The sequence below is a fragment of the Microbacterium indicum DSM 19969 genome (assembly GCF_000422385.1).
GTDB lineage: Bacteria > Actinomycetota > Actinomycetes > Actinomycetales > Microbacteriaceae > Microbacterium > Microbacterium indicum.
In genome coordinates this window covers 107,098-131,654 of the sequence record NZ_AULR01000004.1, presented here as the reverse complement: position 1 = coordinate 131,654, position 24,557 = coordinate 107,098, and the positions used below count along the sequence as shown (strand labels likewise).

Sequence of the window (24,557 nt, the reverse complement as noted above, 5' to 3'; positions counted from 1 at the left end):
CCTGAGTCGGATATCCTGGACGAGGCTGAACGGCTGACGCAGGGGACGCTCCAATGACACCGGAAAAGACAGCCACGGCAAGCAAGCCAACGACTACCACCAAACGACGAACTTTCGTTTCCACCCTCCACACTCGACACAAATTTGGGACACGTTCCGACCTGCTCATGCGTGACATGGCGTGGCGCGAGAGCTCGCTGGAGAGCGTCGTCGACCGAGTCACCCAGCGCACCCTTCGCTTGCACACAGTTAAATCCCAGCAGGTCAGGCGGGCCCGTGTCAATGGAAGTGTGAGCCGGATCCACCTCGCCTACGACGAGCCGGGCTTCGCGTGCGATCTGACGCGACCAGGTAAGAGTCTTCCGGCCCAACCTTCCCAGCACGAGGCTCTACGAGCTGTGAGGTGCGTTCGCGTCATCTGAACCCGACCACCAGGCCGAATATGACGAAAAAGCACGCTCACTCGCGAGCGAAGGTGCGAAATCGTCATCCAGACGAGCGCCCGCGCTCCAGATGACGGAAATGCACGCTCGCGGATCACGACGACGATCAGGGCGACCAGCGCGAAGGTCGCGATGATCAGCGCCACCGGGATCAGGTTCGGCGGGGCGGGCGCGAACTCGACGGATCCGTAGGCAAGCGTGTACTCGTAGGCGCAGCCGAGCCCGTCGCCGACGGTGCGGATCGCGGCCTCCGTCGCGGGTGCGCCGGTGAGACCGCTGTCATGGCAGCCGCGTGCCGGGACCACCCCGTTGTCGGCCGCGACGACGAGCGCGCAACCAACAGGGGCCACAACGCGAAGCGCAGAAACGGCCGCACCCACCAGCGGGGAGCGGCCGATTCCGCGCGAGCGCAGCTCCCTACAGCTCCTCGCGGAGCCAGGCGGCGGCCTCGGTGGCCCAATACGTGAGGACGGCGTCGGCGCCCGCGCGGGCGAACGCCGTGAGGGAGTCCATGATCGTCGCGCGGCGGTCGATCCACCCGTTCGCCGCGGCGGCCTCGACCATCGCGTACTCGCCCGACACCTGGTACGCCCAGACCGGGACGTCGACCGCCTGCTTCACCTCGGCGAGCACGTCGAGGTACGGCAGGCCCGGCTTCACCATGACGATGTCGGCGCCCTCCTCGACGTCGAGCAGCGCCTCGCGCACGCCCTCGCGGCCGTTCGGCGGATCCATCTGGTACGTGCGGCGGTCGCCCTTCAGCTGCGAGTCGACGGCCTCGCGGAAGGGGCCGTAGAACGCGCCGGCGTACTTCGCCGAGTACGCCAGGATGATCGTGTCGTGGAAGCCCTCGGCGTCGAGCGCCTCGCGCACGACCTGCACCTGGCCGTCCATCATGCCGCTGAGGCCGAGGAGCTGCGAGCCCGCGCGCGCCTGCGCGAGGCCCATCGCGGCGTACCGCTCGTTCGTCGCGTCGTTGTCGACGGCTCCCGACGGCGTGAGCACGCCGCAGTGGCCGTGGTCGGTGAACTCGTCGAGGCAGAGGTCGGTCTGCACGACGAGGGCGTCGCCGACCTCCTCCTGCACGGCGGTCGTCGCGACGTTGAGGATCCCCTCGGGGTCGTCGGCCGCCGACCCGACCGCATCGCGCACCTCGGGGATCCCGAAGAGCATGACGCCGCCGACTCCGGCCTCCGCCGCCTCGGCCGCGGTGCGGCGCAGGCTGTCGATCGTGTGCTGGCTCTGGCCGGGCATCGACCCGATCGGCTGCGCCTCGGCGATGCCCTCGCGCACGAAGAGCGGGAGGACGAGCTGGGACGGGACGATGTGCGACTCGCGCATGAGTCGCCGGACGGGCGCCGACTGGCGCAGACGGCGCGGGCGATGGGTGGGGAGCATTCCTACTTCTTGTCGTCGGAGACCGACACCGACCCGGTGTCGGGGACCGCGAGCGACTCGGGCGTCGCGGGCGGCACGGGGATCGCGGCCAGCGCGTCGATGAGCGATCCGATCGTGCGCTTCGGCGCGACGACCTGGATCGGCAGACCGGCCTCGCCCGCGTCGCGCGCCGTGCGCGGACCGATCGCGGCGATGATCGTCTGGTCGGGGATGGCGGGGAACTGCTCGCGCACCTGCTGGGCGACGGATCCGCTCGTCACGAGGACGGCGTTGATGCGGCCGTTGACGACGTCGCGCGTCGCGCGATCGGTCGCGGGTACCCCGACCGTGCGGTACGCGACGACGCTGCGGACGTCGTGTCCCGCGGCGCGGAGCCGGTCGGTGAGCACGGGCTTCGCGATCTCGCTGCGGAGCGCGAGGATCGAGCGCGATTCGGTCTCGAGGGCGATCATGTGCTCGGCCATGCCCGCGGCCGAGTTGTCGCGATCGGGCACGAGGTCGACGGGGTAGCCGACCGTCTCGAGCGCCGCCGCGGTGGTCTCGCCGACGGCCGCGACCCGGGTCGTCGCGGGGATCTTCGCGCGGTACGCGTAGAGCACGTCGACCGTCGTGGCGCTCGTGATCGTGAGCCACGAGAACTTCCCCGCGGCGAGGTCGGCGAGCGCCGTCTCGAGCTCGGCGGGATCCTCGGGCGGCGCGAAGTTGATGAGTGGGGACACCACGGGGACCGCGCCCTTCGAGCGCAGGTTCGCGGCGACCTCGTCGCCCCAGGGACCTCCGCGCGGAACGAGGACGCGCCACCCGCTGAGGGGCTTGGCGGGCTTCTCGTCGTGACTCATGACGGGGATACCTCTCTGGTGACGATCTCGGCTGCCCCGTTGTCCAGCAGCCGACGCGCGAGACCGTCTCCGATCTCGCTCGCACGGGCCAGGAGGCCCGCACTGTCGACAGCCGCACCGCTGTCACGCACCTGAATATACTCTGCGATCTGCTTTTCGAATCCCTGGAGATGGTCGACGTGTGCTGCCACGACGTCGTCGGGGCGAGCGTCGCCGAACACCACCGCGCAGACCTGCAGCCAGCCCTCGTCGATCTCGGCGTGCACGCCCACCGGGGCGTGGCATCCGGCCTCGATCCCGCCCAGCACGGCGCGCTCGAGCTCGACCGCGAAGCGGGTCTCGGGGTCGTCGAGCTCGGCGACCCACGCGCGCAGCTGGGGATGGGCGTCATCGCGGATCTCGACGGCGAGCGACGCCTGGCCCGCGGCCGTCGGCCACTGGTCGAGCTCGAGGGGCTCGGCGACGAGGCCGCGCAGCGCGGCGGCCCTGCCCTCGCCCGGGCGGTAGCGGTCGAGCCCCGCCGAGGCGAGGATCACGGCGTCGAGCTCGCCGTCGCGCACGCGGGACATGCGCGAGTCGACGTTGCCGCGCAGGTCGCGGACCTCGAGCCCCGGATTCACGCGGCGCACCTGCGCGGCGCGGCGCGGGGATCCCGTTCCGACCGTGGACCCCGCGGGCAGCTCGGCGAGCGGGGTGCCGTCGCGGGTGATCGACACATCGCGCGCGTCGGCGCGCGAGGGCGTCGCCGCGATGACGAGGCCGGGGGCGGGGGCGACGGGCAGATCCTTGAGGGAGTGCACGAGGACGTCGCACTCGCCCGCGGCGAGCGCCTCGCGCAGCCGGGTCGCGAAGACGCCCGTTCCGCCCAGGGAGGCGAGAGAGGCGCGGTTGACGTCGCCCTCGGAGGTGATCTCGACGAGTTCGACGGGCCGCCCGGAGATGCGCTCGAGCTCGCGGGCGATGATCCCCGCCTGGGCGGTCGCGAGCGCGCTGCGCCTCGTTCCGAGGCGGATGATCCCCATTACCTGAGGACCTCGGGGACCTCTTCCACGGGGATCCGCCGGCCCGTGAAGAAGGGGACCTCCTCGCGCACGTGGCGGCGGGCCTCGGTGTAGCGCAGCTCGCGCATCATGTCGACGAGCTCGGTGAGGCTGTCGGACTCCATGGGGAGCATCCACTCGTAGTCGCCGAGCGCGAACGACGCCATCGTGTTGGCGACGACCCCCGTGAACGCGGCGCCCTTGCGCCCGTGGTCGGCGAGCATGGCGCGACGCTCGTCGTGGCCCAGCAGGTACCACTCGTAGCTGCGCACGAAGGGGTACACGACGAGCCAGCCGCGCGCCTCCTCGCCGCGGAGGTAGCCGGGGACGTGGCGCTTGTTGAACTCGGCGTCGCGGTGCACGGCCATGCCGTTCCACGTGGGCAGGAGGTCGGAGAGCAGCTCGGTGCGGCGCAGGCGACGCAGGCCGCTCTGCAGATCCTCGGGCACGGGCCCGTGCAGCCAGACCATGAGGTCGGCGTCGGCGCGCAGGCCGCTCACGTCGTAGAAGCCGCGGACGGTCACGCCCTCCCGGGCGAGCTCTGCGACGACGGCTTCGACCTCGGAGGTCGAGCCCTCCCCCGCCTCTTCGGGGGTGCGTCGCCAGACGGCCCAGAGGCTGTAGTTGTCGCCGGAGGGAGCTTCGAAATCGGCCATGGACCCATCATCCTCCCGGCCCGCTGAGAGGTCGAATCGAGGAGGCTGGACGCCGGCTCCGCGCCGGTCAGTCGCGCGCGATGACGCTCGCGATGCCCCAGATCGCGGTGCCGACGGCCGCGGCCCCCGCGATGAGGGCGCCGAGGGCGAGCACGGGGCGCTTCTCGGCGATGCGCCGTCCGTTGCGCACAGCGCGCTCCGTCGCGCCCGCGACCCGCTTGGGCACGTTGGCCTTGACCTCGATCGCCGCGAGCGCCGCCTTGAGCTCGGCGCGCGCCAGCTCGACGGGGTCGGTGATGCCGCTCGGCACGACGGTGGGCTGCTCAGAACTCATCGGTGAACTCCTTGACGATGCCGGCGTCGGTCTTGACCTTCGCGAGGGGGTTCTCGAGCTTGCCGATCTTGCGGATGTGCCCGAAGTAGGCGAGCGCGCCGCAGATCGCGATGAACACCACCCCGATCGCGAGCACGATGAGCGCCGCGACCCAGAGCGGGATCCAGAGGTCGAGCAGGATGATGAGGAACGTCAGGAACGCGGGGATCGTCCAGAACAGGAAGAACAGGGCCGCGAACGCGTAGATGGCGGTGAAGCCGCCGTGCTTGACGAGCTTGCCGATGTAGCCCTTGAGCGAGTTCCACTCGGCGACGACGAGGTTGCGGACGAGGCCGGGGACGTCGCCGATGAGGCTCAGCAGGCCGTCGTCGGCGCGGTCGCGCAGCGGCGAGCGCCGCGTCTCGGGCGACATCAGCCCGCGGCCTTCGTCTCGCCGGCGGGAGCCGCGACGGGCGCCGTCGCGGACTGCGGCTTCGCCTGCGTCGCGGAGGCGACGACCTTGGCGATGCCGTTCCACGCCGCGCGCGGGACCGCCATCGCGGCCGACGCGGCGAAGTCCTTCGCCTTCGTCACCTGCTTCTGCACCGGCTCGGTCTCCCAGACCTTCTGCGCCTGCGCCTTGATCTGCTCGTAGCGCTGGCGACCAGCCCGCGTACCGAGCACGTATCCGACACCCAGGCCGACGACCAGCCCGATCTTTCCCCTCATGGGAACACCCTCCGTCTGTCGTTTCGCGTGCAGCAGGTGCCACGTTACGGCACGTATTCCCCGAGGGGAATTCACCCGGCCGGATCCGCGAAGAGGAGTTCGTGTCGGATGCGCGCGGCCTCGGCGATCGCGTCGGGGACGACCTGCGCGAGGCCCGTCCCCGCGAGCCATGCCCCGGTCGCGCCGGTGTTCGGGATCTCGCGGATCCGGCGGCGCGCGTCGGCCACGGCGTCGGCGTGTCCGATGACCGACCCGGGCTGCGACTGGCGGAAGCGCTCGCGCCGTTGGCCGAGCAGCTGCGACGGATCGAGGTCGACGCCGAGCATGCGCGACGCCTCGGCGAGGGCGAGGACGGCCGCCCCGCGCTCGTCGAGCCCCTCGGTCGCGGGCGCCTCGTCGGCCGTCCCGAACGAGACGCGCACGACGTGCGCCCCCGCGGGCACCGCCTCGGCGACCCACTCCCACTTCGCGGTCACGTGGGTGAGCGCCTTGGCGGTGTGGGATCCCGGGACCGTCAGCACGCCGGTGCCGCGCGGCTTCGCGTCGAGCGCCGGCGCGTCGACGACGAGCGTCACGACCTCGACGACGGGGCCCGCGACGGGCGGCTCGGGGGCGAGCGATCCGCGGGGCGCGAGGAGGCGCCGCGCGGGCCCCTCCTCGACGGCGACGACGACGGCGTCGGCGGGGTAGGCGTCGCCGCCCTCCACCCGCACCTCGCCGTCCTCGAGCGAGACGACCTCAGCGCCCGTGACGATCTCGGCGCCGAGCTCCTCGAGGCGCGCGGCGAGCGCCGCGACGAGGCGGCCCATGCCGCCGCGGAGGCCCTCGACGGCGCCGCCCGGCGCGCTCCGGCGCTCCTCGGTCAGCTGCAGGACCGCACCGAGGAGGGATCCGTTCCGCGTCACGGCGGCGTTGAGGCCCGGCGCCGCGGCGTCGACGTCGATCCGCTCGGGCGACGACGAGTAGACGCCCGACGTCACGGGCGCGACGAGGCGCTCGAGGACCCGCTTGCCGAGCCGCGACTCGACGAGGCGGCCGAGCGACTGCTCGTGGCCGATCGTCAGGACCGGCTTGACCCTGTCGAGGTACGCGCGCCACGCGCCCGACCAGCCGATCACGCGCCGCACGTCCTCGCCGAAGGGGTTCCCGGGGATCCCCAGCAGGCCGCCCTTCGGGAGGGGCGCCGCGCCGACACCGGGGACGCCCGCGACCCACGCCCCGCCGGCGCCCGTGCCGGGCCGGACGACGAGATCCGCGATCCCGAGGTCCTCGATGAGCGCACGCACGTGCCCGCCGCGCGTCGCGTAGCTCTCGGCGCCGAGGTCGAGCGCGAGGCCCGCGACCTCGCCCGAGCGCACGGCGCCGCCCAGGCGATCCGCCGCCTCGAGCACCGTCACGCGCACGCCGATCTTCGCGAGCTCGAGCGCCGCGACGAGTCCGCCGACGCCGCCGCCCACGACGACGACGCGCCTGCTCTGCGCGCGCTCGTGCAGCGCGACGAGGTCGACGGGCTCGCTCACAGCGCGTGCACCGCCTCGACGATGCGGGTGAGCACGGCGGGATCCGTCTCGGGCGGGACGCCGTGGCCGAGGTTCACGACGTGCGCGCTGGCCGCGCGGCCGCGCTCGACGACGTCGCGGATGTGCGCCTCGAGCACCTCCCACGGCGCCGCGAGCATCGCGGGGTCGATGTTGCCCTGGAGCGTCGCGCCGGGGCCGACGATCGCGGCCGCCTCGTCGAGCGGCAGGCGCCAGTCGACGCCGACGGCGTCGGCGATCCCGCCGAGGCGCATGTCGGCGAGGAACGGGCCCGTGCCCACGCCGAAGTGGATCCGCGGCACCGATCCGACCGCGGCGAGCGCGGCGGCCGAGTGCGGCTGGACGAACGCGCGGTAGTCGGCGGGGGCGAGGGATCCCGCCCACGAGTCAAAGAGCTGCACGGCCGAGGCGCCCGCCTCGACCTGCGCGCCGAGGAACGCCGCCGACACCTCGGCGAGCCAGGCCGCGAGGCGGTTCCAGCTCGCGGGGTCGGCGTGCATCATGGCGCGGGCGCGCATGTGCTCCTTCGACGGGCCGCCCTCGACGAGGTAGGCCGCGAGCGTGAAGGGCGCGCCCGCGAAGCCGATGAGCGGGGTGCCCTGCGGGTGCAGCTCCTCCGTGACGATGCGCACGGCCTCGCGGATCGGACCCGCCTTCTCGGCGACGACGCTCGCGGGGATCCTCGTCAGGCGGGCGACGTCGTCCGCCGTGCGGATCGGGTCCTCGAACACGGGCCCGCGGCCCGGGACGATCTCGACCGCGACGCCCGCGAGGCGCAGCGGCACGACGATGTCGCTGAAGAAGATGCCCGCGTCGACGCCGTGACGGCGCACGGGCTGCAGCGTGATCTCGGCCGCCATCTCGGGGTCGAGGCACGCGTCGAGCATGCGCGTGCCGACGCGCAGATCGCGGTACTCGGGCAGCGACCTGCCCGCCTGCCTCATGAACCAGATGGGGGTGCGCTCGGGGCGCTCGCCGCGCAGTGCGCGCAGCAGCGGGGCGTCGGTGAGGGGCATGGGCCCATGATCCCACCCGCCCTTCCTATGCGGCTGGGGGCTTCTCGTCGAGCACGCCGTCGTCGCCCGACAGCCAGCGCATCCACCGCGCGTCGGGATCCGTCTCGAGCGCCAGCGCGCGGACGAACAGCGTGAGCGGGATCGAGAGGATCGCCCCGAGCGGGCCGATGATGAACGTCCAGAAGATCACCGACAGGAAGCTCAGCGTCAGGGTGAGGCCCACGGCGTCGCTCACGAACTTCGGCTGGATGAGGACCTGCAGCGTGACGTTCGCGACGCAGTAGATCGCGACGACGATGAGCGCCGTGACCCAGTCGTTCGTCACGAGCGCGAGGATCGCGGGCGGCACGAGGCCCAGGACGAAGCCGATGTTCGGGATGAAGTTCGTGACGAACGAGAGGATCGCCCACACGAGGGCGCCCGGCACGTGGAGGAACCAGAGCGCGACGCCGTCGACCGCCGCGACGATGAGGCCGAACGACGCGTTGACGACGAAGTAGCGGCGCACGCTCTGGCTGTACGCGCCGATCCGATCGACGAAGGAGCGGATCCGGGATCCGAACGCCTTCTCGGCGCCCGCGTAGCGGCCGGCGTCGAAGCTCATGAAGATCACGTACGCGAGGACGAAGAAGAACGCGGTCCCGGCGCTGAGAGCGTCGCCCGAGACGCTCGAGACGACGCTCACGATGTTCGAGACGCTGAAGATCTGCGTGACCTGGTCGCCGATCGTCGCGCCGACGCCGAGCGTGTCGAGCCACGTCAGGACCTCGTTCGTGAGGTTCTGGAAGTCGGGGACGAGGCCCTGGATCAGGCGCACGAACTCGCTGATCGCGAAGACGAGGAGGAGCGCGAGGAACGCGAGCACGAGGTAGGCGAGCAGCACGACCGCGGTGCCGCTGACCCAGCGCGGGGCGCCGCGGCGCTCGAGAGCGGGGCCGATCGGATAGCAGATGATCACGATCACGGCCGCGAGCGCGACGGGTCCGACGATCCCCCGCACGACGTACACGCCCGCGAGGACGATGACGGTCGCCGCCAGGATCAGGAGGATCCGCAGCGCGGGTGGGAACGACGACTTCTCGGTGCGTTCGCTGGCCATCCCGCGATGCTACTTCGGCCGCATGACGGGGAAGGCTGACCTTACTTTTCTGGAATCATTCAGATCTGACTTCGACGACGCGTAGAATCTCTTCTCGTGCTGCTGTGTGTCACCGCGAGTCATAAGACCGCCTCCTTCGAGATCCTCGAACGGCTGAGCACACGCACCGAGCCCGTCGCCCCCCTGATCGCCGACGCGTCGGGCGCCGACGGGGCCGTCGTCCTCTCGACCTGCAACCGCTTCGAGGCCTACCTCGACATCGCACCGGGCGATGCGGGGATCGACGCCGCGCGCGACGCCGTCGAGCGCGCCACGGGCCTGACGGGCGGGGAGCTCGACGGGTCGTACGAGGTCAAGACCGGCGCGCACGCCGCCGAGCACCTCTTCGCCGTCGCCTCGGGCCTCGAGTCGGTCGTCATCGGCGAGGGCGAGATCGGCGGCCAGGTGCGCCGCGCGCTCGACGACGCCCGCGAGCTCGGCACGACCTCGAGCGAGCTCGAGCGCCTCTTCCAGCGCGCGACCGAGACGCAGAAGTCCGTCAAGAACTCCACGGCCCTGGGCCGCGCCGGCCGCTCGCTCGTCCGCCTCGCGCTCGAGCTCGCCGACAGCCGCATCGCCGACTGGTCGGCGCTCGACGTGCTGCTCGTCGGCACGGGCTCGTACGCCGCCGCGACGCTCGCCGCGCTGCGCGACCAGGGCGCCGGATCCGTCCGCAGCTACTCGCCCTCCGGCCGCACGCAGTTCGCCGTGAAGCACGAGATCCCGTTCGTCGAGCACGCCGACTTCGCCGCGGCGGCCGCCGGCGCCGACATGGTGATCACGTGCTCGTCGGGCGAGGAGCCCGTCGTGACGGCCGACCTGCTCCGCGCGGGCGGATTCCGCGGATCCTCGTTCGTCATCGACCTCGGTCTGCCGCGCAACGTGGCCGCCGACGTCGCCGAGCTCGAGGGCGTGACGCTGCTCGACCTCGAGACGATCCGCCTGCACGCCCCGCTCGAGGAGCTGCAGGCGACCGACACAGCGCGCGAGATCGTGCGCGACGCCGCCGCGAAGTTCGCCGCGGTCGGGCGGCAGCAGTCGGCGCAGCCCGCGGTCGTGGCGCTGCGCTCGCACGTCTTCGACCTGCTGGAGCAGGAGATCGCGCGCGACAGGTCACGGGATCCGCACGCGGCCGAGGCGATGCGCCACCTGGTCGGCCGGCTCCTGCACACCCCCACGGTGCGCGCGCAGCAGGCCGCGGAGTCGGGCTGCGCCGACGCGGTCTTCGACGCGATCGAGACGCTCTTCGGCCTCGACGCCCGCCCCGCGGAGACCGCCGCCCCGGCCGCCCCCGCGGAGTGCCCCTTCAGCGAGGCCCGCGCCAGCTGAGTCTCCTTTTCTCCGTGTTTTCCCCACGCGAGGCGTGGGGAAAACACGGAGAAAAGGAGACTTGGCGCTAGGGCTCGCGACGGATGTGCGAGCGCGCGTGCTCGACGGCGTCGTCGAGATCCGCCCACCCCGATCACCGCGTCCGACACCCGGTCGGCCGACGCGAAGAACAGCGGACCGTCGATGCGCACGATCGCGATCCGCTCGTCGCCGGGCTGCGCGGGACCGGGGACCGACTCCCGTTCGACTCCCGCCGCGCGCGAGAGCGCCCGCAGCGAGAACACCGCCGCGACGGCGAGCCCGATCCCGACCGCGACGATGAGGTCGAAGGACACCGTCATGACGGCCGTGACGACGAACGCGATCGCATCGGCGCGCGTCGATCGCAGAACCGAGCGCACCGTCATGACGCTGACCATCCGCACCGCCGTCACGAACAGCATCCCGGCGAGCGCCGCCAGCGGGATCCGCCCGACGAGCCCCGAGACCGCGAGCACGAACAGCAGCAGCACGGCGGCGTGGACGATCGCCGACGAGCGGCTGCGCCGAGGTCACAGACGTCGTCGCGCTGCTGTACCGCGCCAGGATATGGAACGCCGCCTTCGCGGACGCCCGGCTCACTCGCCCCGCAGGAACCGCCGCACCAATCTCGCGGCCTGGCGTCCCGCTCTGTTCGCGCCGATCGTCGAGGCCGACGGGCCGTAGCCGACGAGCTGAATCCGCGGATCCGCGACCGCCGTCGTGCCGCGGCCGTCGCGGTCCAGCATGATGCCGCCCGCCGCGGTGCGGAGGCCCAGCGGGGCGAGGTGGCCGATCGCGGGGCGGAAGCCCGTTGCCCAGAGGATCACGTCGACGCGCTCGAAGGATCCGTCGGCCCAGCGCACGCCGTCGGCCTCGATCGAGCGGAACATCGGGAGCCTCGCGTCGTATGCCCCGAGCCGCCGCGCCTCCTCCTCCTGCGGGCGCAGCACGAGCCCCGTGACGCTGACCACGCTCTCGGGCGGCAGCCCCGCGGCGACGCGCCTCTCGACGAGCGCGACTGACGCCGCACCCGCCTCGGGCGTGAACTCGTCGGTGCGCCAGACGGGCGGGCGCCGCGTCGCCCACAGGACGTCGGTGATCGGGGCCAGCGCGCCGAGGAACTGCACCGCCGACGCGCCCCCTCCGACCACGAGGGTCCGCCTGCCGCGGAAGTGCTCGGGCCCGGGATAGTCGACGGTGTGCAACTGCTCGCCGCGGAACGCATCGCGCCCCGGATAGACGGGAACGAACGGGCGCGTCCACGTCCCCGTCGCATTGACGAGGGTCCGGGTGCGCCACGTTCCCCGGTCCGTCTCGACGAGGAGCTCGTCGTCACCGCTCACGCTCCGCACCGCGACGGGCCGGATCACAGGCAGCCCGTGCTCCCTTTCGTAGGCGGCGAACTCCTCGGGCACCGCCGCATTGGCGCGGCGCCCGTCGCGGGGAGGCGGCACGGATCCGGGCAGCTCGGCGACCCCGTGCACGTCACGCATCGTGAGGGCGTCCCACCGGTGCTGCCAGGCCCCGCCCGGTGCGTCGTTCGCGTCGAGCACGACGTGGCCGATGCCGAGCCGGCGCAGGTGATACGAGGCCGAGAGCCCGGCCTGCCCCGCCCCGATCACGAGGCTGTCGAGTGTCGTCACGCGGGTGTCAACGCCCAGGCCTGCGTTCCTGTTCCATTCACTCGCAAGCTCTTGCGCGCGGGCTCGCCCGGAGCGGCCCTCCCGCAGGCCACGTTCGCGGTGGGTGCGGTGGATGCCTCCGCGCGCTACGTTCGAGCTGTGAACACACGCGCCGACGCGCTCCTGGACGGCCCTCGCGGCAGGCGCGCCTGCCTCGAGGTTCTGAGTGCGGAAGCTTCGGGCGAGTTCCACCAGGCGCTGTTCTGGGCGTCCTACTGGGCCTCCGACGAGCGCGGCACGCTGTTCGGGTTCTCCGCGGACGGCACGCCGATCACGCCCGAGGCCGAGCCCGCGCCGTCGGCCGCCGAGCTCGCCGCCATCGCATCGCGCATCGATCTGTCCGGTCCCGTCGATGCGGCAGGGGCGCTCGCCGCCAGCGTCGGATCCGCGATGTACTGGGAGGCCCGCGACGGCGACGACGCCATCGCCGCCGAGCCCGAGCTGCGCCCCGCGCTCCGCCGGGCGGCCGAGCGCCTGGTCGAAGATCCCGCCACCGCCTGGTGGTGGCGGGAGGCGACGGCGGAGCAGTGGGCCATCGAGGCGGACGACCGCGACGCCCCCGACCCGATCGACGTCGGCGCCGCCCTCGACCAGTGGCGATCCGCGAGCCACGCGAGCGAGGAGGAGGCGATCCGGGACCGGGCCTCGGACCCGCACGCGAATCTCAGCGGCGCGTGGTGGTCGACGCCCGACGGCATCCCGGTCACGACGGGCCCCGCGCCGACCGGGGAGCCGGTCGGTCTCCGTTTCGTCGAGGACGCCTTCTCCTGGGCCGAGCTCACGGCGTCCGCCGTCGAGTGGCGCGGGCGCGTCTTCGAGATCCGGTCGTCGCGCGACTGGGCCGCCCTCTGCCGGCGGTACCCGCTCGCGGTGACCGCATCACGTCGCCACGACTGGTACCGGGTCACGGGGCGCTCGGGCGGGTGGCTCATCCCCGACTGGTCGCGCGTGCGCGCGGACTGGGATGGCGTGCACCTGTCGGTCGGCGCCTACCTCGAGGCGGCGACCCGCGAGATCCCGGTCGACGACGACGGGGCGACCGTGCTCGCGGGCTGGTCCCCCGACGAGACGCGCTGGCTCTCGAACGTCGCGCACCGCACCGGGGAGCGCGTGCTCTGGCGCGAGCAGGACGACGAGTCCTGGCGCGCGACATGAGGGCGCGCCATCCGGACAGCGGTCGGCCGGCCCGGATGGCGCGTCCGCATCACGCGCCGCGGAGGCGCTCCGCGAGGTAGGCCGTGAGTTCGGCGAGCGGCACGCGCTCCTGCGCCATGGTGTCGCGGTCGCGCACCGTCACGGCGTCGTCCTCGAGCGAGTCGAAGTCGACCGTGACGCAGAACGGCGTGCCGATCTCGTCCTGGCGGCGGTAGCGGCGGCCGATCGCGCCCGAGTCGTCGAAGTCGACGTTCCAAGCGGCGCGCAGCTCGTCGGCCACGCGGCGCGCGAGCGGCGAGAGCTTCTCGTTGCGGCTCAGCGGCAGGACCGCGACCGTGACGGGCGCGAGGCGCGGATCCAGCTTCAGCACCGTGCGGGTGTCGGTGCCGCCCTTCGCGTTCGGCACCTCCTCCTCGACGTACGCGTCGACGAGGAACGCCATCATGGCGCGCGTGAGGCCGAAGGAGGGCTCGATCACGTAGGGCACGTACTTCTCGCCCGACGCCTGGTCGAAGTAGTGGAGGTTCGCGCCCGACGCCTCGATGTGGTTCTTGAGGTCGAAGTCGGTGCGGTTCGCGACGCCCATGAGCTCGCCCCAGCCCCCGCCCTGGAAGCCGAAGTCGTACTCGAAGTCGATCGTGCGATCCGAGTAGTGGGCCCGCTCGCCGTCGGGGACGTCGAGCCGGCGCATGTGGTCGGGGTCGATCCCGAGGTCGACGAACCAGTTCCAGCAGTCCTCGACCCACTTGTCGAACCACTCGGGCGCTTCGGCCGGCGGCGTGAAGAACTCGATCTCCATCTGCTCGAACTCGCGCGTGCGGAAGATGAAGTTGCCGGGCGTGATCTCGTTGCGGAACGCCTTGCCGACCTGGCCGATGCCGAACGGCGGCTTCTTGCGCGCGGCCGTCACGACGTTCGCGAAGTTCGTGAAGATGCCCTGCGCCGTCTCGGGGCGGAGGTAGTAGAGGCCCGACTCGTCGTCGACGACGCCGAGGTAGGTCTTGACGAGGCCCGAGAAGGACTTCGGCTCGGTCCACCGGCCGCGGGTGCCGCAGTCGGGGCACGCGATGTCGGCCATACCGTTCTCGGGCTCGCGGCCCTTCTTCGCGACGAACGCCTCGATCAGGTGGTCCTCGCGGTGGCGCTTGTGGCACTGCAGGCACTCGACGAGCGGATCCGTGAACGTCGCCACGTGGCCCGACGCCTGCCACACCTTCGAGGGCAGGATCACCGAGCTGTCGAGCCCGACCATGTCGCCGCGGCCGCGCACGAACGTCTGCCACCACTGGCGGCGGATGTTCTCCTTGAGCTCGGTTCCGAGGGGGCCGTAGTCCCAGGCCGAACGGGAACCGCCGTAGATCTCACCCGCTTGGAACACGAACCCGCGGTGGCGGGCGAGGGCGATGACTTTGTCGAGGCGGGACTGTTCGGCCACGGTGGCTCCTATGGTCGCGAGGAGAGGGGTGTCGGCGCAGAACGCGCCCCTCCGATTCTAGGCCGCGTCGCCTGATCGGGTCCCCGTCGATATACTGACGGGTCGGGGTGGAGGAAGTGCGGGACATGTGTCGGATCTGATCCGGAGGAAGTCGACGTGGATCGGGGCGGCAATCGCCGCGGTCCTCGTCATCATGGGCGCGGCGACGGGCGGCGTCGGCGGCGCGCTCGTCATGCTGGGGATGTTCGGCGTCGCGTCGGGCCTCTGGGGCGTCGTCGCCCTCGGCCGCACCTGGATCGGGCCGACGAGGCGCCTGCACGGCGTGATCGCGGCCGGGGCCGCCCTCGCCGTGGTCATCGCGGGCGGTTCGATGCTGCCCCGCGCCGCGGAGCCGGCGCCCGTCGTCGAACGGCCAACGGTGGCCGCAAGCGCATCTCCGAGCGCGAGCGCCGCGCCCGCACCCACGCCGACCGAGTCGGCGACTCCGAGCCCGACGCCGACCGCCGATCCCGTCGAGACCGAGGTTCCTGCGGAGGATGCCCCCGCCCCCGTCGCCGCCACGGGCCCCGCGCTGGCCGCGGCGCAGGCCCTCGGCGTCAAGGGCCGAGCGCCCCGCACGGGCTATGACCGCGACCTGTTCGGATCGGGGTGGAAGGACCCGGATCGAAGCGGCTGCGATGCCCGCAACGACATCCTCGCGCGCGACCTCGCCGGTGCGACGTTCCGCGGGCCCTGCACCGTCATGACGGGAAGCCTCGCGGATCCGTACAGCGGCCAGGCGATCGCGTTCGAGCGCGGCGAGACGACCTCGCAGGCCGTGCAGATCGACCACGTCGTCGCGCTGAGCGACGCATGGCAGAAGGGCGCGCAGAGCTGGACCGATGAACAGCGCGTCGCCTTCGCGAACGACCCGCTCAACCTGCTGGCGGTCGACGGGCCGACGAACGCGGCGAAGAGCGACGGCGACACGGCGACCTGGCTGCCGCCGAACAAGGCGTTCCGCTGCGCCTACGTGGCACGGCAGGTCGCGGTCAAGGCGTCGTACGGGCTGTGGGTCACCTCCGCCGAGCAGGACGCCATGGTGCGCGTCCTGACGACGTGCCCCGACGAGCAGCTGCCCTCCGGCGGCGAGGTCGCGCCGGGGGCCGCCTACGCGCAGGTCGCGCAGCCCGCCCCGGTCGAGCAGGCTCCGGATCCCGAACCCGCGCCCGTCGTCGAGGAGCCCGCGCCCGCTCCCGTCGTCGAGGAGCCCGCTCCCGTCGAGCAGGCCCCCGCGCAGGAGAACGTGTACTACGCCAACTGCGACGCGGTCCGTGCCGCCGGCGCGGCGCCGCTCCACGCCGGCGAGCCCGGCTACGAGACCCCGCGCCTCGACCGCGACGGCGACGGCATCGCCTGCGAGTGACCACGAGGTGTGCGCGAACGGCCCTTCGCTGACGGACGAAGGGCCGGATTCGCACACCACGTCTCCGCGGATCCGTGCGGTGTGCGATTTCGACCCTTCCCGCGCTGGCGAAGGGTCGAAATCGCACACTCACCGCGTGCCGCGGCGGACCGCCTCGGCGCGGCGCTCGCGGCGCTTCGCCGAGCGGGTGCGCCGGCGCTCGCGTCCCGCCGCCTCGCGGCGCCACCGCGGCACCGTGACGATGAGGTAGACCGCGGCGAACGACAGGACCACGACGGCCCAGCCCGCGTAGGAGTACAGGGCGTCGGCCGTCGCGTAGCCGGCGGCCGCCGCGATGACGCCGGCCACGAAGGTCACGCCGAAGACGCCCGCGGTGCGGCGGATCGCCCGCGCGAAGATCCAGCCCGCGACGAGGAGCGGGATCCCCACGGCGGCGCCCGCCACGACGAAGCCGGCGGCCGTCAGGATCCCGGCTCCCGTCACGAGCCCGGCGATCACGAGGCCGGCCGAGACGAGGATCCCCGCGCCCATCGCGATCGTCAGCCACATGACGGCGTGCTTCGGCACGGGCAGCTGCAGCGGCTTGGCGGCGCGGCGGATCCGCCGCATCTCGCGTCGGTGCTCGCGCGGCGTCGGCTGCTCGGCGGGGGCGTTCCAGGTGGCATGCAGGGTCCTGCTCATGGTCACCCAGCACACCGTCGGCGCTTATGACGGGGTCATGAGCGGGCGATGAACCGCCTGCGCGCGGGGCGTCACGCCGTGAAGAGGTACCCGCGCTCGGGGTCGAAGCCCGCGATCTCGAGGCCGCGGCCGCGCAGCACGGCCATCTCGCGGCGCACCTTCATGCGCCAGTCGTTGGCTGCGCGGGGGTCGTCGACGCGCAGCTGCTCGACGTCGGCGGGGATCTCGAGGACATCGGCGACGTCGCCCTCCGCCGGCGGCTTCGCGAACTCGGCGAGCGACCACGTGACGTCGAGGCGATCCGACTCGTCGCCCGCGTCGCCGCCCCCGAAGATCCCGTACTGGTTGACCGAGTAGCCCGTCGCGCGCGCGCCCAGGACCGTCAGGAAGAAGTGCGCGTTGCGCGCGACGAGCGGATCGAAGGTCCACGTGATGTTGCCGACGCCCTGCGTCAGCGCCCACTGTCGCTGGTGCTCCTTGAGCTCGCGGCCCCACCCGCGCCCGCGGAACTCGGGCAGCAGCGCCGTGATGTGCGAGTGCATCGAGCGGCTCGCGGGCGGCCCGAAGAACGCGACGGACGCGCCGACCATGCGGCCCTCGTCGAAGAACCCGAAGGCGTAGTCGCCCGCCTGCTGCAGGGCGCGCAGCGTGCCGGCGTCGACGACGCGCTCGGGGCCGCGGATCGCGTCGAGCACCCCCTGCGCCTCGAGGATCAGTTCGACGGTGTCCAGCTCGCGGATCTCACGCATGGGATCAGCGTATGCGGTGCCGGGACCCCGCGTGGTCGTCGGCGAGGTGCGGGCCCCGCCCGCCGATCCGCTCGCGGAGCGTCACGGGATCCCCCGCGTCGTCGAGCAGGCCGCGGCGGCGCAGCTCGGGCGAGACGAGCTCGGCGAAGCGCTCGAGGTCGGCGGGGCGCACGGCGGCGCACACGTTGAAGCCGTCGACGTCGGCCTCGCGGATCCACCGCTCGAGCTCGTCGGCCACGGACGAGGGCGAGCCGACGATCACGGGCCCGCGCCCGCCGATCGAGACGAACTCGGCGAGCTCGCGCACCGTCCAGGTGCGCCCGCTCGCGAGGGTCGTGAACGACGCGAGGGCCGAGCGGCTGGCCTCGGTCACGATGTCCTCGACGGCGTCGCCCGGATCTGCGCCCGCGAAGTCGACGCCCGTCCACCCGCTGAAGAGCGTCAGCGCCGCCTCGGTGTCGACGAAGGATCGGTACTCGGCGAGGCGCGCCTCCGCCTCCTCGTCGGTCTCGGCGACGATGACGGTCGCGAGGGAGAAGATCTTCACGGCGTCGCGCGGGCGGCCCGCCTCCTCGAGGCCGTCGCGCACCCCGTCGACCCAGCGCCTGACGAGGCCCGGGGTCCCGCCCGAGAAGAAGATCGCCTCGGCGTGGTCGACCGCGAACTGCTGGCCGCGCTTCGACGCCCCGGCCTGGAAGAGGAACGGCGTGCGCTGCGGGCCCGGCGCGGCGAGCGCCTGCCCCGGAACGCGGAACCACCGCCCGTCGTGCCCGATATCGCGCACGCGATCCGGGTCGACGAACACGTTCGCGTCGCGGTCGGCGACGACGGCGCCGTCCGCGAAGGATCCCTCGAACAGGTCGTACATGACGTCCATGTACTCGTCGGCGCGGTCGTAGCGCTCGGCGTGCGGGATCTGCTCGTCGCGGCCGAGGATGTTCCGCGCGGCCGAGTCCTGGTAGCTCGTCACGATGTTCCACGCGACGCGGCCGTTCGTGAAGTGGTCGAGCGTCGTGAGGGTGCGCGCCAGCAGGTACGGGTGCTCGTAGGTCACCGACGCCGTCACGCCGAAGCCGAGCCGCTCGGTCGCCGCCGCCATCGCGGGCACGGCGACGAGCGGATCCAGGAGCGGGAACTGCACGCCGTGGCGCGCCGCGGCGTCGCCGTTCCCGCCATACACGTCGTAGACGCCCACGATGTCGGCGAGGAAGAGCGACGCGAACCCGCCGGCGTCGAGCGTCCGGGCGAGGCCCGTCCAGTACTCGAGCTTCTGGAACTCCTCGGCCCGCGAGTCGGGGTGCCGCCAGAGCCCCGGCGACTGGTGCACCGGGGTGAGCATGTCGAACGCGTTGAGGAGGATCGGCTTCGCGGTCATGAGGCTCCGGTCGTGCGGGCGGCGCGCACCTCGGCGCCGCGGGGGTCGCGTGCGAGCAGCGTCGCGGTTCCCGACAGCACGCAGAGGAAGGTGAGGTAGCCGCAGATCAGCCAGGGCGTCTCGCCGCCCGCCGCGTAGAGCAGCGCCGCGACGAGCGGCATGATCCCGCCGCCGATCACGGACCCGAGCTGGTAGCCGAGGTTGACGCCCGAGTACCTGACCTCGACGGGGAACTGCTCGGCGAACCACGCGGCCTGCGGACCGTAGACGGCGTCGTGGGCGATGTTCATGCCGAAGATCACGACGATCGGAAGGAGCGCGAGATCCCCGCTCGTCAGGAACGCGAAGAACACCCAGCCGAACACGGCGATCGCGATGAAGCCGAACGCCGTGACGGGCTTGCGGCCGACGCGATCGGACAGCCACCCCCAGAACGGGCCCGTCGCGAGGCCGACCGCCGAGGCGATCATGACGGCCACGGTCCCCGCCTGGTCGTCGCCGCGCGTGCTCGCGAGGTAGCTCAGCATGTAGACGGTGATGAGGAAGTAGACGCTGTTCTGCGCGACCCGCTGGAAGATCGTGACGAGCAGCGGCCGCCAGTGGTGCGCGAAGATCTCGACGACGGGCATGCGGCGGGTCTCGCCGCGGTCCTTGACGTCCTGGAACTCGGGGGCGTCGGCGACGCCGAGGCGCACCCACAGGCCCAGCGCCACGAGCAGCGCCGAGAGGAGGAACGGGATCCGCCAGCCGAACGCCGCGAACTGCTCGTCGGTCGTCGCCGCCTGCACGAGGACGAAGGCGGCGGTCGCGAGGAGCATGCCGGCCGCCGACCCGATCTGGGTGAACGATCCGAACAGCCCGCGGCGGGCGGGCGGCGCGTGCTCGACCGAGAGGAGCGCGGATCCGCCCCACTCGGCGCCGGCGGCGAAGCCCTGTACGAGCCGCAGCGCCACGAGCGCCGCGGCCGCCCACCAGCCGAGGACGTCGTAGTTCGGCAGGAGGCCGATGAGGGTCGAGGCGATGCCCATGATGAGCAGCGAGGCGACGAGGAGCGCCTTGCGGCCGATCCGGTCGCCCAGGTGGCCCGCGACGATCCCGCCGACGGGGCGCGCGAGGAAGCCGACGGCGAGCGACGCGAACGACGCGATGGTGCTCGCGAACTCGCTCTGCGTCGGGAAGAACTGCACGTTGAAGACGAGCGCGGCGGCGGTGCCGTAGAGGTAGAAGTCGTACCACTCGATCGTCGTGCCGGCGAAGGCCGAGAGCAGCACGCGGCGCTTCATGGCGGGCGACGCGGCGGCGGGCCGCTCGGCGAGGAGCGTCACGACGCGGCCCTCTGCGTCGCGTCGCCGATGGCGTTGAGGCCCTCGGGCAGGGATCCGCTGATCCAGTACTCGCCGAGCGAGCGCGCCCGGAATGCGATGGGGTTGTGCGTCGCGACCGTCTGCGCGTTGCGCCAGTGGCGGTCGAGGCCCTTCTTCGTCGAGGTCGCCGACGCCCCGACCGTGAGGAACAGGTCCTGCGCGGCGCCGAGCGCGAGCTCGGGGACCGTGACCTGGGCGTGCTCGACGGCGATCTCCGACTCGTGCACGGCGCGGGGGACGCTCTCGGCGTCGGCCGGAAGGCCCGCGGCCTCGGCGGCCGCGACGCCCTCGTCGAGCGTGCGCGCGACCGACAGCACGACCGCCTCGGCCGCGTGCGCCTTCGCGGCGATGCGGCCGATCGCCTCCTGGATCAGCGGGTCCTCGCGGAACGGCAGCCCGAGGCCCGTGTTGAAGGTGCGGGCGCGGCCCGCGACGAGCTCGGCGGCGTCGCGCAGGGCGGCGCGCGCGATCCCGGCGAGGACCGCGAGGAGGATGAGCTGGAAGTACGCCGCCTCGTGGGTCGCCTCGGCCGAGCGGGGGACGCGGTCGAGGAGCCCCGCGGGCTCGACCGCGACGTCGTCGAAGGTCGTCGTCCCCGTGCCCGTGAGCTTCTGGCCGAAGCCGTCCCAGTCGTCGACGATCTCGACGCCGGGCGCGTCCGTCGGCACGACGGCGAAGCGGCGGCCGTCCGCCCCCTCGACGGCGGCCGAGACGCGCGTGTAGTCGGCGTAGATCGTGCCCGTCGTGTAGAACTTGCGCCCCGTGATGCGCGCGCCGTCCGGACCCTCGGAGATGACCGTGTTGAGGGATCCGAGCGCGTTGCCGCCCTTTTCGGTCGACGCGTTGCCGACCGTCGCGCCCGCGAGGATCCGCGGGTACCAGACCTCCTGGATCCGCGCGGGCTGGAAGCGCAGCGCGTCGAGGAAACCCGCGTGCGAGCGGTACTGGTGGGCGATGTTCGAGTCGGCCGCGGCGAGGTCGACGAGCAGGCGCGCGAAGGTCTCGATCGACGCGCCAGGTCCGCCGTGCTCGGCCGGCACGCGCAGGGTGCCGAAGCCCGCCTCGTCGAGCCGGCGGATCTCGGCGAAGGGCAGCGCGCGCGTCGTCTCGCGCTCGAGCGCGCCCGCCGCGATGTCGGCGAAGATCGGCGCGAAGTGCGCGTGGAGCGACGCGTAGTCGGCGGGGAGGCGCGGCGGCGCCTTCTTGGGCGCGACGGCGTGTTCGACGACGGGCATGGTGCGACCTTTCGGGCGGCGGGGAGGATCGCCCCAGTGTTCCGGAGCGCGGGGGCGAGCGCCACGGATCCGTCACGCGGCGTCACACCCCCGTTGGGGCTCCGCGCGCCGGGCGCCTACGCTCGAAGGGATCCACCCATCGCCCGGAGGCACACCCATGACCGAGATCCAGACCACGACGGCGGGCAGCCTGCCCCGCACGCAGGCGCTCATCGACGCGAACGCCGCGCGCGAGTTCGAGGACGACGGCTTCACCCTGAAGTCGACCCCCGCGTTCGAAGAGCTCGTCGACGAGGCGGTCGCCGACGTCGTCCGCAGGCAGCGCGAAGTCGGGATCACCCAGCCGGGCGACGGCGAGTTCGGCAAGGCGATGTCGAACGCCGTCGACTACGGCGCGTGGTGGAGCTACTCGTTCCAGCGCGTCGCGGGCCTCTCGCTCACCGAGGTCAACGCCTTCACGGAGGAGCCGACGCGCTCGGCGCCCGGCGACATCCGCCTCACGAGCTTCCTCGACCGCCGCGACAGGCAGGCGTTCCCCGCCGTGTACGCCGAGTCGGTCGAGACGGGCCGGAACGCGACGGCGTTCCCCTCGACGACGGGCGCGCTGTCGTACCGCGGCCAGGCCGCCGTCGCCGCCGACATCGCGCACCTCACGGGCGCGCTGCAGAGCGGGGAGAAGGGGTTCATCACGGCGATCGCGCCGGGCTCGGGCTCGCGCGTCGTCGACGAGTTCTACGGGTCCGACGAGGCGCACCTCGCGGCGTGGGCGTCCGTCATGCACGAGGAGTACCGCGCGATCACCGACGCGGGCCTCACGGTGCAGCTCGACGACCCGTCGCTCGCCGAGAACTGGGATCAGATCAACCCCGAGCCCTCCGTGGCCGACTACGTCGCGTTCACGCAGAAGCGCGTCGACGCGATCAACCAGGCCGTCGAGGGCCTGCCGAAGGAGCAGGTGCGCCTGCACCTCTGCTGGGGTTCGTGGCACGGCCCGCACACGACCGACATCGAGCTGAAGCACATCCTCGCGACGGTGCTCCAGGCGAACGTCGGCCAGATCTCGTTCGAGGCCGCGAACGCGCGCCACGAGCACGAGTGGGCCGTGTGGCAGGAGAACGCTGGCCTGATCCCCGACGACCTGATCCTCGTCCCCGGCGTCGTCGGCCACTCGACGAACCTCGTCGAGCACCCCGAGCTCGTCGCCCAGCGCATCGAGCGCTTCGCGAAGATCGTCGGCCCCGAGCGCGTCATCGCCGCGACCGACTGCGGACTCGGCGGCCGCGTCCACGAGGACATCGCGTGGGCGAAACTCGCCTCGCTCGGCGAGGGCGCCCGCCTCGCCGCCTCGCGCATCTGACCAGCCCGCACGAACGGCGCCGGATCCCCCGCGGATCCGGCGCCGTTCGGCGTCTCGGGGCGCGCCGGGATCCCCGCCCCTTCCGCGCGCTCGCCCGGCTGATGGGCGCGCGTCCGTAGACTCGCCGGGGTGACCAGGCGCACGATCTTCGGGGCGGCGCGGCTCGCCGCCGCCGCGCTGTGCGCCGTCGCCCTGCTGCACCGCCTGTTCTGGGGCCTCGGATCGCAGACGATCGCGGGGCAGAACTTCCTCGCCTACCTGACGATCGAGTCGAACATCGCCTTCGTCGGGGTCGCGGCGATCGGCGGCGCGATGGCCCTGCGCCGCCCCGTCGACCCGTGTTGGCTCACGGATCTCCGCACCGTCGTCCTCAGCTGGACCATCACGGCGGGGCTCGTGTTCGCGCTGCTCGTCTGGCAGTCGGGGGTCCGCGGCATCCCGATGACGGTGCCGTGGTCCGACGTCGTCCTGCACTTCGTGCTGCCGGCGCTCACGATCCTCGGCTGGGTCGTCGGGCCGGGGCGGAGGGCCGCGCACTGGCGGCTCATCCCCTGGGTTCTCGCGTACCCGATCGTGTGGGGGCTCGTCACGATGTGGCGCGGCACGCGGATCGGGTGGTTCCCGTACTACTTCCTCGACCTCCGACAGGTGTCGGGGATCCCCGAGTTCCTCGGGACCGTCGCGATCGCCCTCGCGGTCTTCGCGGGCGTCGCCTCGGGCCTCATCGCGCTGAGCCGCTGGCGGCAGACCGCCTGATCAGGCGAGCTCCGACGCCCAGGGCAGGTCGGCGCCCGCGCGCGAGACCGTGATCGCGGCCGCGGCGGCCGCGCGGTCGCCGATGCGCCGCAGGTCGGCTGAGCCGAGCGATCCCGTGCCCCCCGCGACGATCGACGCGATGAGCGACGCCATGAACGTGTCGCCCGCGCCGATGGTGTCGACGGCGTCGACGCTCACGGGCGCGATCGACACGCGCTCGGCGGCCGTCGCGATCCGGGATCCGTCGGCTCCGAGCGTCACGGCGACGAGCCGCGGGCCGAGCGTCAGGACGCGGTCGATGACCGCGTCGACCGCGAGACCCGGGAACAGCCACGCGGCGTCCTCGTCGCTCATCTTCACGACGGTCGCGCGCTCGGCGAGCGCCGCGAAGCGCTCCGACGCCGCGGCGTGCTCCCCCACGAGGGCCGCGCGGATGTTGGGGTCGAAGGTGACCTCGGCGGGCGCGAGCCGGTCGATGAGGGCGAGCACGGCGTCGGCGCCCGGCTCGAGGAACGCGGCGATCGACCCCGTGTGGAGGAGGGCCGGGGCGGCCGCGATCTCGGGCAGCGCACCCCAGCTGATGTCGAACGCGTATGTCGCCGATCCGTCGGCCCCGATCGTCGCGTGCGCCGTCGAGGTGCGCCCCGGCCGCACCGACGCGGGGAGGACGCGCGATCCCGACTCCTCGATGCGGCGCACGATCCGGCGGCCGCGGTCGTCGTCGCCGACCTGCGTGAGGAGCGCGGCGTCGACGCCGGCGCGCCCGAGCCCGAGCGCGACGTTGGCCGGGCTGCCGCCGACGTGCTCGGCGGCGGATCCGCCCTCGGTCACGATGTCGATGAGGGCCTCGCCCACGACGAGAACGGTGCTGTCGGTCACGCCGACCATCCTCCCATCGTGCGG

Annotated in this window: 24 protein-coding genes and 1 pseudogene; 5 read left to right on the top strand and 20 right to left on the bottom strand. The window is 72.8% G+C overall.

What is annotated here, in order from left to right; genetic code table 11:
* Positions 1-310: 310 nt before the first annotated feature.
* From H576_RS16650 to H576_RS14670, 11 genes are all read right to left on the bottom strand, one after another.
* On the bottom strand, positions 311-823 hold the full coding sequence (locus tag H576_RS16650; protein ID WP_156888159.1) for a hypothetical protein: 513 nt from the start codon (positions 821-823) through the stop codon (positions 311-313).
* Between the two features lie 37 nt (positions 824-860).
* Positions 861-1,841 (bottom strand): porphobilinogen synthase, encoded by a 981-nt coding sequence (hemB, locus tag H576_RS0106860; RefSeq protein ID WP_029150327.1) that lies wholly within the window; start codon positions 1,839-1,841, stop codon positions 861-863.
* Between the two features lie 2 nt (positions 1,842-1,843).
* Positions 1,844-2,680 (bottom strand): uroporphyrinogen-III synthase, encoded by an 837-nt coding sequence (locus tag H576_RS0106855; RefSeq protein ID WP_029150326.1) that lies wholly within the window; start codon positions 2,678-2,680, stop codon positions 1,844-1,846.
* Positions 2,677-3,702, bottom strand: coding sequence for a hydroxymethylbilane synthase (hemC, locus tag H576_RS0106850; RefSeq protein WP_029150325.1), 1,026 nt, complete (start codon positions 3,700-3,702; stop codon positions 2,677-2,679). The genes H576_RS0106855 and hemC overlap by 4 nt, the downstream gene beginning before the upstream one ends.
* Complete coding sequence (hemQ, locus tag H576_RS0106845; protein ID WP_029150324.1) at positions 3,702-4,376, bottom strand: hydrogen peroxide-dependent heme synthase; 675 nt, start codon at positions 4,374-4,376, stop codon at positions 3,702-3,704. The genes hemC and hemQ overlap by 1 nt, the downstream gene beginning before the upstream one ends.
* A 67-nt stretch (positions 4,377-4,443) precedes the next feature.
* Positions 4,444-4,710 carry a hypothetical protein gene (locus H576_RS0106840; protein ID WP_029150323.1) on the bottom strand — a complete coding sequence of 89 codons (267 nt, stop codon included), beginning with the start codon at positions 4,708-4,710 and terminating at the stop codon, positions 4,444-4,446.
* Positions 4,700-5,122, bottom strand: coding sequence for a phage holin family protein (locus tag H576_RS0106835; protein WP_036319764.1), 423 nt, complete (start codon positions 5,120-5,122; stop codon positions 4,700-4,702). The genes H576_RS0106840 and H576_RS0106835 overlap by 11 nt, the downstream gene beginning before the upstream one ends.
* Positions 5,122-5,418, bottom strand: a complete 297-nt coding sequence (locus tag H576_RS0106830) for a hypothetical protein (RefSeq protein ID WP_029150321.1) — start codon at positions 5,416-5,418, stop codon at positions 5,122-5,124. Before H576_RS0106830 ends, H576_RS0106835 begins: the two co-directional genes overlap by 1 nt.
* Positions 5,419-5,489: 71 nt before the next feature.
* Positions 5,490-6,938 carry a protoporphyrinogen oxidase gene (gene hemG / locus H576_RS0106825; protein ID WP_029150371.1) on the bottom strand — a complete coding sequence of 483 codons (1,449 nt, stop codon included), beginning with the start codon at positions 6,936-6,938 and terminating at the stop codon, positions 5,490-5,492.
* A complete protein-coding gene (gene hemE / locus H576_RS14675; RefSeq protein WP_036319761.1) occupies positions 6,935-7,972 on the bottom strand; it encodes a uroporphyrinogen decarboxylase in 1,038 nt (345 codons plus the stop codon). The genes hemG and hemE overlap by 4 nt, the downstream gene beginning before the upstream one ends.
* Positions 7,973-7,997: 25 nt before the next feature.
* Positions 7,998-9,071 carry an AI-2E family transporter gene (locus tag H576_RS14670; RefSeq protein WP_051172316.1) on the bottom strand — a complete coding sequence of 358 codons (1,074 nt, stop codon included), beginning with the start codon at positions 9,069-9,071 and terminating at the stop codon, positions 7,998-8,000.
* 96 nt (positions 9,072-9,167) lie between these two features.
* On the opposite strand from H576_RS14670, the gene H576_RS0106805 reads away from it, so the two are divergent.
* On the top strand, positions 9,168-10,439 hold the full coding sequence (locus H576_RS0106805; RefSeq protein WP_029150319.1) for a glutamyl-tRNA reductase: 1,272 nt from the start codon (positions 9,168-9,170) through the stop codon (positions 10,437-10,439).
* A 407-nt stretch (positions 10,440-10,846) separates the two neighbouring features.
* Here the strand turns inward: H576_RS0106805 and H576_RS17335 are convergent.
* Together H576_RS17335 and H576_RS0106800 are read right to left on the bottom strand one after the other, a co-directional pair.
* Positions 10,847-10,936 (bottom strand): annotated as a pseudogene (locus H576_RS17335) (hypothetical protein); the annotation flags it as partial.
* A 120-nt stretch (positions 10,937-11,056) separates the two neighbouring features.
* The gene (locus tag H576_RS0106800) at positions 11,057-12,103 is read right to left on the bottom strand and encodes an NAD(P)-binding domain-containing protein (protein WP_029150318.1); all 1,047 of its coding nucleotides are present in this window, start codon (positions 12,101-12,103) and stop codon (positions 11,057-11,059) included.
* 138 nt (positions 12,104-12,241) lie between these two features.
* Between H576_RS0106800 and H576_RS0106795 the strand changes: the two genes are divergently transcribed.
* Positions 12,242-13,297 (top strand): hypothetical protein, encoded by a 1,056-nt coding sequence (locus H576_RS0106795; RefSeq protein WP_029150317.1) that lies wholly within the window; start codon positions 12,242-12,244, stop codon positions 13,295-13,297.
* Positions 13,298-13,346: 49 nt separating this feature from the next.
* Here H576_RS0106795 and H576_RS0106790 read toward each other — a convergent pair whose 3' ends face one another.
* The gene (locus H576_RS0106790; RefSeq protein WP_029150316.1) at positions 13,347-14,732 is read right to left on the bottom strand and encodes a glycine--tRNA ligase; all 1,386 of its coding nucleotides are present in this window, start codon (positions 14,730-14,732) and stop codon (positions 13,347-13,349) included.
* 127 nt (positions 14,733-14,859) lie between these two features.
* On the opposite strand from H576_RS0106790, the gene H576_RS0106785 reads away from it, so the two are divergent.
* Positions 14,860-16,137 carry a GmrSD restriction endonuclease domain-containing protein gene (locus H576_RS0106785; protein ID WP_245559132.1) on the top strand — a complete coding sequence of 426 codons (1,278 nt, stop codon included), beginning with the start codon at positions 14,860-14,862 and terminating at the stop codon, positions 16,135-16,137.
* Positions 16,138-16,266: 129 nt separating this feature from the next.
* Here the strand turns inward: H576_RS0106785 and H576_RS0106780 are convergent, their stop codons facing one another.
* The 5 genes from H576_RS0106780 to H576_RS0106760 form a co-directional block, all read right to left on the bottom strand.
* Positions 16,267-16,818, bottom strand: a complete 552-nt coding sequence (locus tag H576_RS0106780; RefSeq protein ID WP_029150314.1) for a hypothetical protein — start codon at positions 16,816-16,818, stop codon at positions 16,267-16,269.
* A 71-nt stretch (positions 16,819-16,889) separates the two neighbouring features.
* Positions 16,890-17,567 (bottom strand): GNAT family N-acetyltransferase, encoded by a 678-nt coding sequence (locus H576_RS0106775; protein ID WP_029150313.1) that lies wholly within the window; start codon positions 17,565-17,567, stop codon positions 16,890-16,892.
* Between the two features lie 4 nt (positions 17,568-17,571).
* Entirely contained in the window at positions 17,572-18,942 is a 1,371-nt protein-coding gene (locus tag H576_RS0106770; RefSeq protein WP_029150312.1) for an LLM class flavin-dependent oxidoreductase, read from the bottom strand.
* Positions 18,939-20,267, bottom strand: coding sequence for an MFS transporter (locus H576_RS14665; RefSeq protein ID WP_051172314.1), 1,329 nt, complete (start codon positions 20,265-20,267; stop codon positions 18,939-18,941). Before H576_RS14665 ends, H576_RS0106770 begins: the two co-directional genes overlap by 4 nt.
* On the bottom strand, positions 20,264-21,541 hold the full coding sequence (locus H576_RS0106760; RefSeq protein ID WP_029150311.1) for an acyl-CoA dehydrogenase family protein: 1,278 nt from the start codon (positions 21,539-21,541) through the stop codon (positions 20,264-20,266). Before H576_RS0106760 ends, H576_RS14665 begins: the two co-directional genes overlap by 4 nt.
* Before the next feature lie 157 nt (positions 21,542-21,698).
* Here H576_RS0106760 and H576_RS0106755 point away from each other — a divergent pair, with 157 nt between their 5' ends.
* Both H576_RS0106755 and H576_RS14660 read left to right on the top strand, forming a co-directional pair.
* Positions 21,699-22,898 carry a cobalamin-independent methionine synthase II family protein gene (locus H576_RS0106755; protein ID WP_029150310.1) on the top strand — a complete coding sequence of 400 codons (1,200 nt, stop codon included), beginning with the start codon at positions 21,699-21,701 and terminating at the stop codon, positions 22,896-22,898.
* A 129-nt stretch (positions 22,899-23,027) separates the two neighbouring features.
* The gene (locus tag H576_RS14660; RefSeq protein ID WP_051172311.1) at positions 23,028-23,654 is read left to right on the top strand and encodes a Pr6Pr family membrane protein; all 627 of its coding nucleotides are present in this window, start codon (positions 23,028-23,030) and stop codon (positions 23,652-23,654) included.
* Here H576_RS14660 and H576_RS0106745 read toward each other — a convergent pair whose 3' ends face one another.
* Entirely contained in the window at positions 23,655-24,542 is an 888-nt protein-coding gene (locus H576_RS0106745) for a carbohydrate kinase family protein (protein WP_029150309.1), read from the bottom strand. It abuts the gene before it with no gap.
* Between the last annotated feature and the right edge of the window lie 15 nt (positions 24,543-24,557).